At 66.5% G+C, this 13,779-nt stretch carries 10 protein-coding genes and 1 tRNA gene; 3 read left to right on the top strand and 8 right to left on the bottom strand.

Annotated features, from left to right (window positions below):
• The first annotated feature begins 158 nt into the window (after positions 1–158).
• From ACF8NF_RS16015 to ACF8NF_RS16005, 3 genes are read left to right on the top strand one after another with little or no spacing between them, the layout of a single operon-like run.
• On the top strand, positions 159–728 hold the full coding sequence (locus ACF8NF_RS16015; protein ID WP_016446847.1) for a YfiR family protein: 570 nt from the start codon (positions 159–161) through the stop codon (positions 726–728).
• Positions 725–1,954 carry a diguanylate cyclase domain-containing protein gene (locus tag ACF8NF_RS16010; protein ID WP_016446848.1) on the top strand — a complete coding sequence of 410 codons (1,230 nt, stop codon included), beginning with the start codon at positions 725–727 and terminating at the stop codon, positions 1,952–1,954. Before ACF8NF_RS16015 ends, ACF8NF_RS16010 begins: the two co-directional genes overlap by 4 nt.
• Before the next feature lies 1 nt (position 1,955).
• The gene (locus ACF8NF_RS16005; protein ID WP_016446849.1) at positions 1,956–2,462 is read left to right on the top strand and encodes an OmpA family protein; all 507 of its coding nucleotides are present in this window, start codon (positions 1,956–1,958) and stop codon (positions 2,460–2,462) included.
• Between the two features lie 32 nt (positions 2,463–2,494).
• Here the strand turns inward: ACF8NF_RS16005 and ACF8NF_RS16000 are convergent.
• From ACF8NF_RS16000 to ACF8NF_RS15965, 8 genes are all read right to left on the bottom strand, one after another.
• Positions 2,495–2,590, bottom strand: a tRNA-Sec gene (locus tag ACF8NF_RS16000).
• Positions 2,591–2,784: 194 nt separating this feature from the next.
• On the bottom strand, positions 2,785–4,725 hold the full coding sequence (selB, locus tag ACF8NF_RS15995) for a selenocysteine-specific translation elongation factor (RefSeq protein WP_203399469.1): 1,941 nt from the start codon (positions 4,723–4,725) through the stop codon (positions 2,785–2,787).
• A gap of 10 nt (positions 4,726–4,735) precedes the next feature.
• Positions 4,736–6,190 carry an L-seryl-tRNA(Sec) selenium transferase gene (gene selA, locus ACF8NF_RS15990; protein WP_392450842.1) on the bottom strand — a complete coding sequence of 485 codons (1,455 nt, stop codon included), beginning with the start codon at positions 6,188–6,190 and terminating at the stop codon, positions 4,736–4,738.
• A gap of 14 nt (positions 6,191–6,204) precedes the next feature.
• Positions 6,205–7,179 (bottom strand): formate dehydrogenase accessory protein FdhE, encoded by a 975-nt coding sequence (fdhE, locus tag ACF8NF_RS15985; RefSeq protein WP_392450841.1) that lies wholly within the window; start codon positions 7,177–7,179, stop codon positions 6,205–6,207.
• 206 nt (positions 7,180–7,385) lie between these two features.
• Positions 7,386–8,012, bottom strand: a complete 627-nt coding sequence (locus ACF8NF_RS15980; protein WP_012205324.1) for a formate dehydrogenase subunit gamma — start codon at positions 8,010–8,012, stop codon at positions 7,386–7,388.
• On the bottom strand, positions 8,009–8,938 hold the full coding sequence (gene fdxH / locus ACF8NF_RS15975; protein ID WP_016454846.1) for a formate dehydrogenase subunit beta: 930 nt from the start codon (positions 8,936–8,938) through the stop codon (positions 8,009–8,011). The genes ACF8NF_RS15980 and fdxH overlap by 4 nt, the downstream gene beginning before the upstream one ends.
• Before the next feature lie 10 nt (positions 8,939–8,948).
• Entirely contained in the window at positions 8,949–12,014 is a 3,066-nt protein-coding gene (fdnG, locus tag ACF8NF_RS15970; protein ID WP_392450840.1) for a formate dehydrogenase-N subunit alpha, read from the bottom strand.
• 355 nt (positions 12,015–12,369) lie between these two features.
• Positions 12,370–13,557 (bottom strand): AI-2E family transporter, encoded by a 1,188-nt coding sequence (locus ACF8NF_RS15965; RefSeq protein WP_047327725.1) that lies wholly within the window; start codon positions 13,555–13,557, stop codon positions 12,370–12,372.
• Positions 13,558–13,779: the final 222 nt, after the last annotated feature.

Below are 13,779 nucleotides of genomic sequence, written 5' to 3'. Positions count from 1 at the left end.
CTCCGGGTGCTCCGAGGCGGGCGATATGTGAAAAAATGCTTCGATGCGCCGTCGTGGTGCAATGCATGGATTTCCCGTTCAAGGAGCCTTGGTTGGCTGTTCGCATAAATCGCTCACAGCGCTCGCAGCGCTCACTTCTCCCATCCCGCAGGTGGTGCATGGGTGGCAGGATCAAGGGCCTGCCGCCCGCCTGGGCCTGGGTGGCCGTGTGCCTGCTGGCGCTGCAAACGGGTTGGGTGGGGCTGGTGGGGCAGGCGCATGCCGAACCATCGGCCGACGAGCATGAGCTGGGCGTGACACGCACAGTCTTAGGCATCCTGGGCTACACGCGCTGGCCCACGGAAAGCGCGGTGCTGCGGCTGTGCGTGGTGGGCTCCACCGAATATGCCGATGACCTGCTCAATGGTGCCCCGCAGACCGTGGGCAGCCAGCGGCTGGAAGTCCGGCGCGTCGTGCTTTCCGATGCGCGCATCCTGGCCGAATGCGAAGGCATCTATGCCGGCCAGCTCGATGAAGCGGCCTGGCGCAAGCTCATGGAGCAACTGGCCGGACGGCCGCTGCTGACCATCAGCGAGCGGGGCGAGCTGTGCCGCATCGGCGCCATGTTCTGCCTGCGCCGCCGTGGCGAGGGCGCGGGCTTCGAGGTCAGCCTCGACTCCGTGGCACGCAGCGGCCTGCGCGTCAATCCCAAGGTGCTGCAGCTTGCGCGCCACAGGACGTTGCCATGAAGTTGTTCCTGTCCGGCAGCGCCTCCCTGCGCAACGTGATCCGCCGCGCGCACATGCGCATGGCGGCGGTGGCCATTGCGCTGGCGGGCGCGCTGCTGCTCATCGTCGGCGTGGCCACCCTGCGTCTTTACCTGTCCAACAACCTGCATCTGGTGGCACGTTCGCTGGCCTATACGGTCGAGGCATCGCTGGTCTTCGGTGACCGTGACGAGGCTGCCCGCGTGCTGGACCAATTGCTGCGCGGCGAAGGCGTGGCCCATGCCGAGGTTTTCGATGCCGAGCAGCGCCCGTTCGTGCAGTGGTCGGGCCATGGCGGCTCGGCGCTGTCCAGCGTGGGTGAACTGCTGGCCATAGGCATAGGCCTGCCGCGCGCCGAGGCCGATGTGCGCCAGGATGGCCGCCTGGTCGGGAGCGTGCAGCTGTCCAGCGATGGCGTGGGCCTGGTCCGCTTTCTGGGCGCAGGCTTCATCGTGCTGGTGCTGTGCGTGGGCGTGAGCGGCTATGTGGGGCTGCGCCAATCGCGCCGCATGCTGCGCGACATTGCCGAACCGCTGCAGCAGTTGGCGCGCGTGGCGCACGCCGTGCGCCATGACCGGTCCATGGACCAGCGCGTGCCGCTGGCGCGCATTGCCGAACTGCGCGAGTTGGGAGACAACTTCAATGCCCTGCTGGCCGAGCTGCAGACACGCCACGAGCGGCTGCAGCAGCAAAATTCGGCCCTGGAGCGCCAGGCTTCGCGAGACAGCCTCACGGGGCTGGCCAACCGCCTGCATTTCGAGCAGCGCCTGCAGCAGGCGCTGGACAACGCGGCCGAAACCGGACAGAAGCTGGCCGTGCTGTTTCTGGACAACGACCGCTTCAAGCAGGTCAACGACGCGTACGGCCATGCTGTGGGCGATGTGCTGCTCAAGGCCGTAGGCGCAAGACTGCGCTCGCAGGTGCGCGAGAGCGATCTGGTCGCGCGGCTGGGCGGCGATGAGTTCGCCATCCTGCTCTATCCCGTGGGCGGGGGCGGTGATGCGCAGATGGTGCGGGACAAGATAGAGGCCGCCATGCATGAGCCTTTGGTGGTCAGCGAAGGCGTGGTGCTGCAGCCTTCGGTCAGTGCGGGCGTGGCCCTTTTTCCCAAGCATGGCCAGAGCATGGAGACGCTGATGCGCCATGCCGACCAGGCCATGTACCAGGCCAAGGCCATGCGCCAGGCCGAACGAGTCACAGGAGGATGACATGTTGAAACGACGGAGCTGGACCCGGATGTGCGGCGCAGGTGCGGCCGCTGTGCTGGCCCTTGCGCTGGCGGGCTGCAAGGCGGCGCCCGAGGCGCCGCCTACGCCGCAGGGCCTGACCGAGCAGCAGCAGCAAGTGCTGCGCAGCCAGGGCTTTGCACAGGCGGAGCAGGGCTGGGAGCTGCAGATGTCGGGCAAGCTGCTGTTCGGCTTTGACTCGGCCGAAGTCGGTGCCCAGGCGCGCACCAAGGTGCTGGAACTGGGGCGGGCGCTCAAGGGCGTGGGCATAGAGCGGCTGCGCGTGGAAGGCCATACGGACGATCGCGGCAGCGATGCCTACAACATGCGCCTGTCGCTGCGCCGCGCCGAAGCCGTGGCCGATGTGCTGGCCGAAGCCGGCCTGGCGCGCCAGGATATCGAGGTCAAGGGCCTGGGCCGCGCCATGCCCGTGGTGCCCAGCGATGCGGCGGAGAACCGCCGCGTGGCCATCGTCGTGCCCTTGCAATAGCCGGAACCTGGCTGGGATCAGAGCCGGGGGATTGGCGGAAAGCAGCAGGAGTCGAACCTACCCAGGAGCGGCTGACGCCCCTGACCGGGTTTGAAGCCCGGGCGCACCACCGGGTGCGTATGCTTTCCTTCTGGCTTGAAGCTCCCCCTGAGCGGCTTACGCCGCTTCCCCCCGTTGCACGGCGCCTCTCTACCCGCTTCGCGGGGGAGGGGGACGACACCCTTGCTGCGGGGCGGCCCTTGCTCGGTGTCTCTCGCCCTGGGCCGCGCCGGTTGCTGGCGCCGTGGCGAAGCAAAGCTGGCCATTGTAGCGGCCCCTTGCCTCAAATTCTTGCTGTGGCGCCAGTGGTCCACTGCACATCGGGGCGCAGCAGGTGGGCGTCGCGCAGGCGGCGGGTGTAGCCGATGCGGTCGAAGAATTCGAGGATCTGGATGGCGCGCTTGCGGCCCAGGCCTGTGGCATCGCGAAAGGCGTGGGCCTGGATTTCGCCGTTGGGGGTGGCGGCGGCCAGTTCGCGCACCAGGGCGGCGAGTTCGTCCGTGCGGGCGGCGGAGTAGAACAGGTCCTTGGTCACCTGAAACAGCAGTCCCTGGCGCGCGAGCTTGCGCAGCAGCTGGCGCACGGTTTCCTCGCCGATGGCGTTGTCGCGTGCCAGGTCGCGCACCCAGGGCGGGTCGTAGCGGCCGGCTTCGATGGCCGGCAGCAGTTTCTGGGCGATCTGTGTTTCGCTGTCCGACAGTTGCACGCTGTGGCCGGGCAGGTGCAGCCAGGCGCCGCTGGCGGCCAGGCTGCCATCCTGCAGCAGCGTTTGCAGCAGGCCTTTCCACAGCGCGTCATGTCCTGCATGGACCAGGCCGGACAGTGCCATGCGGCGCAGGCGTGCCGCGTTCACACCGGGCTCGTCGGGGTTTTTTTCGTGAAAGCGCGCCATGCTGTCCAGCACCTGGCCGCGCAGCTGCGTCCAGCGTGCGTCACCCAGCAACAGCGTGTCGCCCTCGGCCAGTGGAAGTCGGTGCAGCCGGTGCCCGACGTTGTCCGTGGCCACGGATGCGCGGCCCGTCAGGCGCATGAGCTGCGACGTGGCAATGCCGTGCGCCGCGCCTTGCACCAGCGCGCTGGCGTCCCCGGTGGCAATCAGCGATTCCAGCGCCTGCAGATAGGCCGTGCGCTCGGGGCTGCGGCGCTTGCGTGCGGGAGCAAAGGGGTCGATGACGCTGCCGCCCGCAATCGTACGGTTGGCCTGGGCATTGCGCACGATGAGCCGGTCGCCGGGTTGGGCATGTACGGGCATGTCCAGCACCAGTTGGACGATGGCCTGCTCGCCGGGACCCAGCGGCTGGTCCTGCAGCAGGGCCACGTGGGCCGTGCAGCGCGCCGTACCGATGTGCACATGCACAGGCGTCCATTGGGCCAGTGATGGCGCATCGGCCAGCAGTTGCAGGCGCACGTCGATCCGGTCGCTGGCCTGCAGCAGCCGTGCGTCGGCGATCCAGTCGCCGCGCGTGATGGCTTCCTTGGCAATGCCCGACAGGTTGAGCGCGCAGCGCTGTCCGGCCAGGCCCTGTTCGCTGGCCTGGTTCTGGGCATGCAGGCTGCGCACGCGCACCTCGGTGCCCGAGGCCGAATGCACCAGCGTGTCGCCCACCTTCACTTGGCCGCCGAACACGGTGCCCGTGACCACGGTGCCCTGGCCGGGCAGCGTGAAGCTGCGGTCCACGGCCAGGCGGAACAGCCCGTCTCTGGCCCGCGCGGGAATGGACTGGGCGCGCGCCATGAGGTGCTCGCGCAGCTGCGCCACGCCCGCGTCACCGGGCTGGGCGGCGGCGGTGGGAAAGACCGGGGCGCCGGCCAGCGCCGTGGGCGCCAGCAGGGACTCGATCTCGGCACGCACCTGCTGCAGGCGCTCGGGCGTGGCGCGGTCGGCCTTGGTCAGGGCCACGGTGCCTTCGCGCACGCCCAGCAGCTGCAGGATGTCCAGGTGCTCGCGCGTCTGCGGCATGACGCCGTCGTCGGCCGCCACCACCAGCAGGGCGTGGTCTATGCCCACGGCGCCTGCGGCCATGGTGTGCACGAATTTTTCGTGGCCGGGCACGTCGATGATGCCCAGTACCTCGCCATTGGGCAGCGGCGTGTAGGCATAGCCCAGCTCGATGGAGATGCCGCGCGCCTTCTCTTCCTTGAGGCGGTCGGTGTCCACGCCCGTGAGCGCGCGCACCAGGGTGGTCTTGCCGTGGTCGATGTGGCCGGCGGTGCCAATGATCATGCGTTCGTCCTCAGGCGATGTGCAGCAGCGGCAGCTGTTCGGTGAAGGCCGGCTCGTCGGCTGCCTCCAGGCAGCGCAGATCCAGCCACAGCGCGTCGTCATGCAGCCGGCCGATGACGGGGCGGGGCAGGCCGCGCAGGCCCGCTTCAAGCCGGGTGAGCTGGCGGCCGGCCTGGCGACCGTCGGCCGGATGCAGGCGCAGGCCCCAGCTGGGCAGGTTCTCCACGGGCAGGGCGCCGCTGCCGATCTGACTGTTCATCTCGGCGGTTTCCACCACATAGCGGCTGCCCAGCGCCTGCTGCACCAGCGGCTGCAGCGCCTGCGCGCGGGCCTGCATGTCGGCCTGGGGGCGCGTGAACAGGCGCAGCGTGGTCAGGCGCTCGGCCAGCTTTTCGGGGTGCAGGTACAGGCGCAGCGTGGGCTCCAGCGCGGCCAGGGTGAGCTTGCTCACGCGCAGCGCGCGCTTGAGCGGGTGTTTCTTGATGCGGGCGATCAGGTCCTTGCGGCCCACGATCAGGCCGGCCTGCGGACCGCCCAGCAGCTTGTCGCCACTGAAGGTGACGATGTCGGCGCCCGACTCGATGGTCTCGCGCACCGTGACCTCGTAGGGCAGGCCCCATTCGCGCAGGTCGACCAGGGTGCCGCTGCCCAGGTCCACCACCATCTGCAGGCCGTGCGCATGGGCAATGGATGCCACCTCCGCGTCGCTCACGGCCTTGGTGAAGCCGGTGATGGCGTAGTTGCTGCAATGCACCTTCATGAGCAGGCCGGTGTGTTCGCCGACAGCGCCTTCGTAGTCGCGCGCATGGGTACGGTTGGTGGTGCCCACCTCGACCAGGGTGGCGCCCGCGCGCGTCATCACGTCGGGGATGCGGAAGGCCCCGCCGATCTCCACCAGCTCGCCGCGCGAGACGATGACCTCGCGCCCGCCCGCCAGCGTGGCCAGGGTCAGCAGCACGGCGGCGGCGTTGTTGTTGACCACGGTGCAGGCCTCGGCGCCCGTGAGTTCGCAGACCAGGGATTCGATCAGGTCGTCGCGGTCGCCACGGCCGCCGTCCTCCAGGTCGTACTCCAGGTTGGCCGGCGCCGTCATGGCGGCCACCAGGGCGTCCACGGCCTCCTGCGGCAGCAGGGCGCGGCCCAGGTTGGTGTGCAGCACCGTGCCCGTGAGGTTGAAGACCGTGCGCAGACGGGGTGCAAAGCGCCGCGCCAGGCGCAGGCCGGCCGCCTGGATCACCTCGGTGATGCCGGGCGCGCCTGCATCGGGCTCGCCGGACCGCAGCCGCTCCTGCGCATCGGCCCGCATCTGTGCCAGTGTCTCGCGCACGGCCTGGGTGCAGGCATCGAGGCCGTGGCGCTCGCGCAGCGCGAGCATGTCGGCGCTCAGCAGCACCTTGTCCACGGCAGGCAGGCGCAGCGCGGACGGGGTGGAGGAAGCGGCAGAGGTGGCGGCGGTATCGGTCATGGTGTGCGAAAGGGTCAGGCAGCAGGCGTGGCGGGGTCGATCAGCGCGTCGCCGGCCTCGTCCTGCTCCTCGGCAAAGGCCACGTAGAGCAGGGGATTGGCGCTGGCGCGCTGAAAGCGCGTCTCCTCGCCCATCAGCAGGTCCAGCATCAGCGAGGCCAGGTCGTCGGCCAGGGGCTCGGCCATCGGGTCCTTTTCCTGGTTGACCACCTTGCGGTAGCTGCCGCATTCCTCGCAGGTCTCGGCCAGCACGGTATCGCCTGCGCCATCGATGCCCTGGTACTCGACGCCCTTGGTCGACTCGCAGTGGGAGCACTTGACGCGAACCATGTGCCACTCCGTGCAGCAGGTGCCGCAGTGCAGGTAGCGATGGCCTGCGGCCTTGCCGCCAATGCGCAACACGCTGGCCACGGGCTCGCTGGCGCAGACGGGACAGATCGAGGCGGGATCGGTATAGGGCACGTCGCGTGCGTTCAGGCCGCTGGCGCGCGTGGCAAACACCACCTGCAGCGCAGCCATCACAAAGGGCGCCATGCCCACGTGGCGGGCCGCCACTTCCTTTTGCAGCAGCCGCTGCGCGATCTCGTCACGCCCGGCCGTGTCCAGCGCGCGCAGCTCCTGCAGCAGCGGCTGCAGCGGCGCTGGCAGGCCGTTGGCGCCCGACAGGGCATCGAGCATGCGGTCCAGCACGCCATGCCAGGCGGCATCGATATGGTCGGCGGCAGGCAGCAGCGGCATGGAATGCTCCTGCGCCCGCGCGATCAGCGCCGCATCGGGCTCGGCCAGCATCAGCTGCCCGGCCGCCTTGGCCTGCGCGTCCACGATCTGCGCCACGAACCGCAGGTAGTCGGCAATTGGATTGCCCTCGGCCAGCTGCCGCAGCCGCGCCGCCCGCTCGACGAACAGCCCCGGCAACTGCGGCAGCAGCACGCGCGGAAAACTGGTGTGGTCCAGCGACTCGATATCGCCGGGTTGAAGAATGCGTTGCATTGGAATGAATCCCAAAAAAACAGCCGCCCGGATCGCTGGGCGGCTGGGTGCTCAGGCTGATGCCTAGTATGACGCCATGTCTGTGAAAACTGGCGCGGCCCAAGGCGAGGGGCACCGAGGAAGGGCCGTCCCGCACCGAGGGTGCCGTCCCCCTCCCTCGCGCAGCGAGTAGAGAGGGGGAAGCGGCGTAAGCCGCTCAGGGGGTGTCAGTCATTATCACCGGTCATCTTGCGATACCACCCCCGGTGGTGCTGCTTGGCCCAGGCCCGTGTCACCGTGCCGTACAGCATGGCGCGGATGGTGCCCCGGGTCCAGATGGCCGCGTACACGTGCATGATGATCAGGCCGATCATCCACACGCCCGCGATGGCGTGCACCACCGAGGCGGCGCGCACCACGTTGACGGGCAGCGTCCACCAGGCGCGCCACATGAGCGCGCCGGTCACGGTGATCGCCAGCATGCCGATGACCAGGCCCCAGAACAGCAGCTTCTGGCCGCCGTTGTACTTGCCCTGCTCGGGCATGTCGTGGTCGTCGCCGTCGATCATCTTGTTGACGTTCTTGAGCCACTCGATGTCGCGCGGCTCGACCACGTTCAGGCGCCAGAAGCGCAGCGCCATGATGATGAAGAACAGCGCCATCACCACCCCGATGTAGGGGTGCAGGATGCGTGTCCACGGCCCGCCGCCGAACAGCTGCGTGAGCGGGAAGAAAGCCGGGTGGAAGAACGCCAGGCCCGACAGCGCCAGCAGGATGAAGCAGATGCCGACCACCCAGTGGTTGGCACGCTCCGATGCGTTGTAGCGCACCAGGTCACGTGGGTTGCGTTTCATCGGCGGGCCTCCTTTTCAGCGGCTTCCTGGTCCTTGCGGTCCATTTCGTCTTCCAGTTCCTTGGACACGTCGTTCGGGCCCTTGGTGATGTAGTGGAACAGGCTGCCGACGGCAGCTGCGCCCAGCGCGGCCATGGCCAATGGCTTGGCCACGCCCTTCCACAGGGACACCATGGGGCTGATCTTCGGGTCGTCGGGCAGGCCCTTGTACAGCGAAGGCTTGTCCGCGTGATGCAGCACGTACATCACATGGGTGCCGCCCACGCCCTGCGGGTCATACAGGCCCGCCTCGGCATAGCCGCGCCGCCTGAGGTCGCCGATGCGGTGCTCGGCCTGGTCCTTCATCGCCTCCTTGGTGCCGAACATGATGGCGCCGGTGGGGCAGGTCTTGACACAGGCAGGCTCGCGGCCGACGGCCACGCGGTCCGAGCAGAGCGTGCACTTGTAGGCCTTGTGGTCCTTCTTGGAGATGCGCGGAATGTTGAACGGGCAGCCCGTGACGCAGTAGCCGCAGCCCACGCACTGGTCCTGCTGGAAGTCCACGATGCCGTTGCTGTACTGCACGATGGCGCCCGGCGAGGGGCAGGCCTTCAGGCAGCCCGGGTCCTCGCAGTGCATGCAGCCGTCCTTGCGGATCAGCCACTCCAGGTTGCCGGTCGCTTCGTTCTCGTACTCGGTAAAGCGCATGACGGTCCACGACTGATCCGTCAGATCGGTCGGGTTGTCATAGACGCCGGCCGCGCAGGTGCCGATTTCGTCGCGCAGGTCGTTCCACTCCATGCAGGCGGTCTGGCAGGCCTTGCACCCGATGCACTTGGAGACATCGATGAGCTTGGCCACCTCGCCGCTGTGCGTTTCGCGCGCACTGGGAGCAGGCGTCGTCGTGGCCGAGCGACGCTTGATATCGAGAGACATGGTTGATGACATCAGCTGCTCCTTAAACCTTTTCCACCTTCACAAGGAAGGTCTTGGATTCCGGGGTAAGGCTGTTGCCATCGCCCACCGATGCCGTCAGGTTGTTGGCCATGTAGCCCTTGCGGCCCGTCGACGAGAAGCCCCAGTGAATGGGCACGCCCACGTGGTGGATGGTCTTGCCATCGATCTTCATGGGCTTGATGCGCTTGGTCACCACGGCGGCCGCCTTGACGAAGCCGCGCTTGGAGCTGACCTTCACATGCTGGCCCGTCTCGATGCCCAGTTCCTTGGCCAGCGCCTCGCCGATTTCCACGAACTGCTCGGGCTGAACGATGTTGTTCAACTGAACGTGCTTGGTCCAATAGTGGAAGTGCTCGGTCAGGCGGTACGTCGTGCCCACATGCGGGAACTCGCTGGGCGAGCCTGCCGAATCCTTGGCGGAGTCGAAGATGCGGGCGGCCGGGTTGATGACAGCCAGCTTGTTGTCGGGATACATGGGGTTGTATCCCAGCGGGTTGTCGAAGGCCTCGTAGTGGGTGGGGAACGGTCCCTCGTTCATGCCCTTGCGGGCGAAGAAGCGCGCCACGCCCTCGGGGTTCATGATGAACGGATCGGTGGTCTCCGGCGGCATGGTCGGACCCATGTCGGGCACGTCGGCGCCGCCCCAGGCCTTGCCGTTCCAGCGGATCAGCGTGCGCTGGGGATTGAACGGCTGGCCGTTGCGGTCGCACGAGGCACGGTTGTAGAGCACGCGGCGGTTGGCCGGCCAGGCCCAGGCCCAGTTCAGCGTATTGCCTATGCCCGTAGGGTCGCTGTTGTCGCGTCGGGCCATCTGGTTGCCGGACGAGGTCCAGCAGCCAGCCCAGATCCAGCAGCCGCCCATCGTCGTGCCGTCGTCGCGCATCTCGCCGAAGCCGGCGAGCTGCTCGCCGGCCTTGCGGATGAGCTTGGTCGGGTCCTTGGGGTCGAACAGGTCCACCAGCGCGCGGCCGTTGTACTCCTTGGCGATCTCTTCCGAAGTCGGATGATCGGCATGGGCATACGGCCACCACAGCTTGGTGATCGGCTCGGGGAACTTGCCGCCGTCCTTCTCATAGGCCTGCTTCAGGCGCAGGTGCAGGGCCGACATGATGGCGATGTCGGTCTTGGCTTCGCCCGGGGGCTCGGCCGCCTTCCAGTGCCACTGCAGCACGCGCGAGGAACTGACGACGGCGCCGTCCTCCTCGGCAAAGCAGGTCGTGGGCAGGCGGAACACCTCGGTCTGGATGGATGCCGAATCCACGTCGTTGAACTCGCCGTGGTTCTTCCAGAATTCCGACGTTTCGGTGACCAGCGGGTCCATGATCACCAGGAACTTCAGCTTCTTGAGGCCTTCGCGCACATTGTTGCTGTTCGCAAGAGCCGCCAGCGGGTTGAAGCCCTGGGCGATGTAGCCGTTGATCTTGCCCTGCGCCATCATGTCGAACACCTGCAGCATGTCGTACTGCTTGTCCAGCTTGGGCAGGTAGTTGAAGGCCCAGTTGTTCTCGGCCGTGGCCGCCGGTCCCCACCAGGCCTTCATCAGGCTCACGTGGAACTTGGGCGTGTTCGACCAGTAGTTCATCTGGCCCGGGCGCATGGCCTTGGGCGTGCGCGCGTTGATGTACTTCTGGTAGTCCTGCTCGCCTTCGTTGGGCAGCGTCAGATAGCCTGGCAGCGAAGCCGACAGAATCCCCAGGTCCGTCAGGCCCTGGATGTTGGAGTGCCCGCGCAGCGCATTCATGCCGCCGCCGGCCACGCCGATGTTGCCCAGCAGAAGCTGCACCATGGCGCCCGTGCGCAGGATCTGCGCACCCGTGGTGTGCTGTGTCCAGCCCAGTGCGTACAGGATGGTTGCGGCGCGGCCCGGCACTGCCGTCGAAGCCAGCTTCTCGCACACATGCAGGAATTTTTCCTTGGGCGTGCCGCAGGCGCTCTCCACCTTCTCGGGCGTATAGCTGGCGTAGTGGCGCTTGAGCCATTGGTACACGCAGCGCGGATGCTGCAGGCTGGCGTCCACCTTCACGTAGCCGTCGGCGTCGAGTTCATAGTCCCAGCTGGACTTGTCGTACTTGCGGGTCTGCGGGTCGTAGCCCGAGAAGATGCCCTCGTCGAACGCAAACTCCTCCTTCACGATGTACGAGAAGTCGGTGTAGTTCCTCACGTACTCGTGATGGATCTTGTCGTTCGTCAGCAGATAGTTGATCACGCCACCCAGGAACACGATGTCCGAGCCCGACCGGATGGGGGCGTAGAAATCGGCCACGGAGGCGGAGCGGTTGAAGCGCGGATCGACCACCATGAAGTGCGCACCGTTGTGCTCCTTCGCTTCGGTCACCCACTTGAAACCGCAGGGATGTGCTTCAGCGGCATTGCCGCCCATGATCAGGATAACGTCCGCGTTCTTGATGTCGACCCAATGGTTCGTCATCGCTCCACGGCCAAACGTCGGGGCAAGACCTGCCACCGTCGGGCCGTGTCAGACACGTGCTTGGTTATCGAGTGCGAGCAGGCCCCAGGAGCGGGCCACCTTGTGTGTGACGTAGCCGGCTTCGTTGCTGGAGGCCGAGGCGGCCAGCATGCCGGTGGTCAGCCAGCGGTTCACCGTCTGGCCCTTGTCGTTTTGCTCGACGAAGTTCGCGTCGCGGTCGTCCTTGAGCAGCTTGGTGATGCGGGTCAGCGCCTCATCCCAGGACATGCGCTTCCACTCGGTGGAGCCGGGCGCGCGGTACTCGGGATACTTCAGGCGGTGCGGGCTGTGGACGAAGTCCAGCAGCGATGCGCCCTTGGGGCACAGCGTTCCGCGGTTGACGGGGTGGTCGGGATCTCCCTCGACGTGGATCACCGACAGCTTGGCGTTCTTGACGCCATCGCTCAGCGAATACATCAGGATGCCGCAGCCTACCGAACAGTAGGTGCAGGTCTGGCGGGTGACCGTGGTGGCGGCCAGCTTGAACTGGCGCACTTCAGCCAGGGCGGCCGTGGGCGAGAAGCCCATCAACGCCAGGCTGGATCCGGCCAGAGTCGAACCAGTCACTTTCATGAACTGGCGTCTGGAGAATTGGACCATGTGGGGTACCTTCTAATAGAAATTGACGCTTGTAAGCAAATTCTACGAGTGCACCCCGAAAACAATCCGGGAAATAACCCTTAATCCCGAGTCGGCCTGTGCGGCATTCATGCGCGGCCTCCCCGCTGCACCTTGCTGCGCGGGGCTTGCCGGCCCGGTGTCCGGCTGATTCATCAGTTGAATTGATTATCTGGTTTGAAGGCTTCGGATATTTTGTTTTATATCAATCCGGTATTCATTGGCTGGCTGAATGGCATCGATCAATACAGTCTATTGGGTGAATGCAAACCATTTGCGTAGATTGAATTGCCGAATGGGGTTTTTGGCCTCCCCCGGGAGCGGAGGCCGGGGTGGATCAGCGTGCCGGCGGGCCTGGATCGCGCGGGGCATGCTTGAGGCCCAGATCATCCGACGTCTGATATTCAGCATGCGCCAAACCCGTCTTGTTCACCGATGGGTTCACCGATTGGGCCATTTGGCGGCGCCTTTCCTCATCCTGCAGCTGCATGCGCGTGAACATGTCCCAGATTGCCATGAACAGCGCCGCGATCACGGGTCCTATCACAAAACCCGTCAGTCCGAAGAGAGCCATGCCGCCCAGTGTCGAGATCAGCACGATGTAGTCGGGCATCTTGGTGTCCTTGCCCACCAGCAGCGGGCGCAGCACGTTGTCCACCAGTCCGATCACCAGCACGCCGTAGGCGATCAGGATCAGGCCCTTGCCCATGTCACCGGTGGCCAGGAAGTAGATGGCCACCGGTGCCCAGATCAGGCCGGCGCCCACAGCGGGCAGCAGCGACAGGAACGCCATCACCACGCCCCACAGCACGGGCCCCTGGATGCCCAGAATCCAGAAGATCAGCCCGCCCAGCGCGCCCTGGGCGGCCGCCACGGCCAGGTTGCCCTTGACGGTGGCGCGGATCACGGTGGTGAACTTGCTCGACAGCTCGGCCTTGTGATCGGACTGCAGCGGGATGGCCATGCGGATGCGCTGTGTCAGGTCGCGGCCGTCACGCAGCAGGAAGAACAGCAGGTACAGCATCACGCAGAAGCCGACCAGAAACCCGAAGGTGTTCTGGCCTATGCCCAGCGCCTTGGTGGCGGCCAGCTTGGAGGCCTGCATGGCGATGCTGGACAGCTTGTCCTGCAGCTCGGCCAGCGAACCCAGGTGCAACCGCTCCAGCCAGGGTGTGACCCAGGAGGGCAGGGCGTCCATGATCTGTTGCACATAGGTGCCTGCATCCAGGTTGCCGCTGTTGACGCGCTCATAGATCAACGAGGCCTCGCGCACCAGCGAGGCGCCGATCAGCGCCAGCGGCAGGATGGCCACCACCAGGCACAGCAGCAGGGTGGACAGGGCGGCGAGATTGGTGCGCCGTGGCATGCGCGCCAGCAGGCGCCGGTGCAGCGGCGAAAACAGGATGGCCAGGGCGACGCCCCAGAAGATGGCCCCCATGAACTCCCAGAGCACGGCACCGAAGCCTATGGTTGCCGCAATCAGCAGCAGCATGAAAGTGCGTTTGTGTAGGGGCAGCAGGTTCATCTGGCGGTCCGTTCGGAAGATGCGCCAATGTACGCGACTGCGGGAACTCCCGGAGAGTTCAGGTAATCACTTGGTAACTGCCCTGCTGCGATGTTTGAACGGTGGCACAATGGCGGTCGCAACCAGGCCCTTCCCCAGCCACAGTCGCATCCGCCAATCGGTACAGCCGTGTCGCGGAAGGTTCCACAAACCAGCTAATGCCTCCCTCAGGGAGGCTGAGGT

It is taken from the genome of Delftia sp. WSY_22 (assembly GCF_043104185.1).
GTDB classification, from domain to species: Bacteria; Pseudomonadota; Gammaproteobacteria; order Burkholderiales; family Burkholderiaceae_C; genus Comamonas; species Comamonas tsuruhatensis.
The sequence above is the reverse complement of the archived record's forward strand: the minus strand, read 5'-3'. Positions and strand labels throughout refer to the sequence as shown.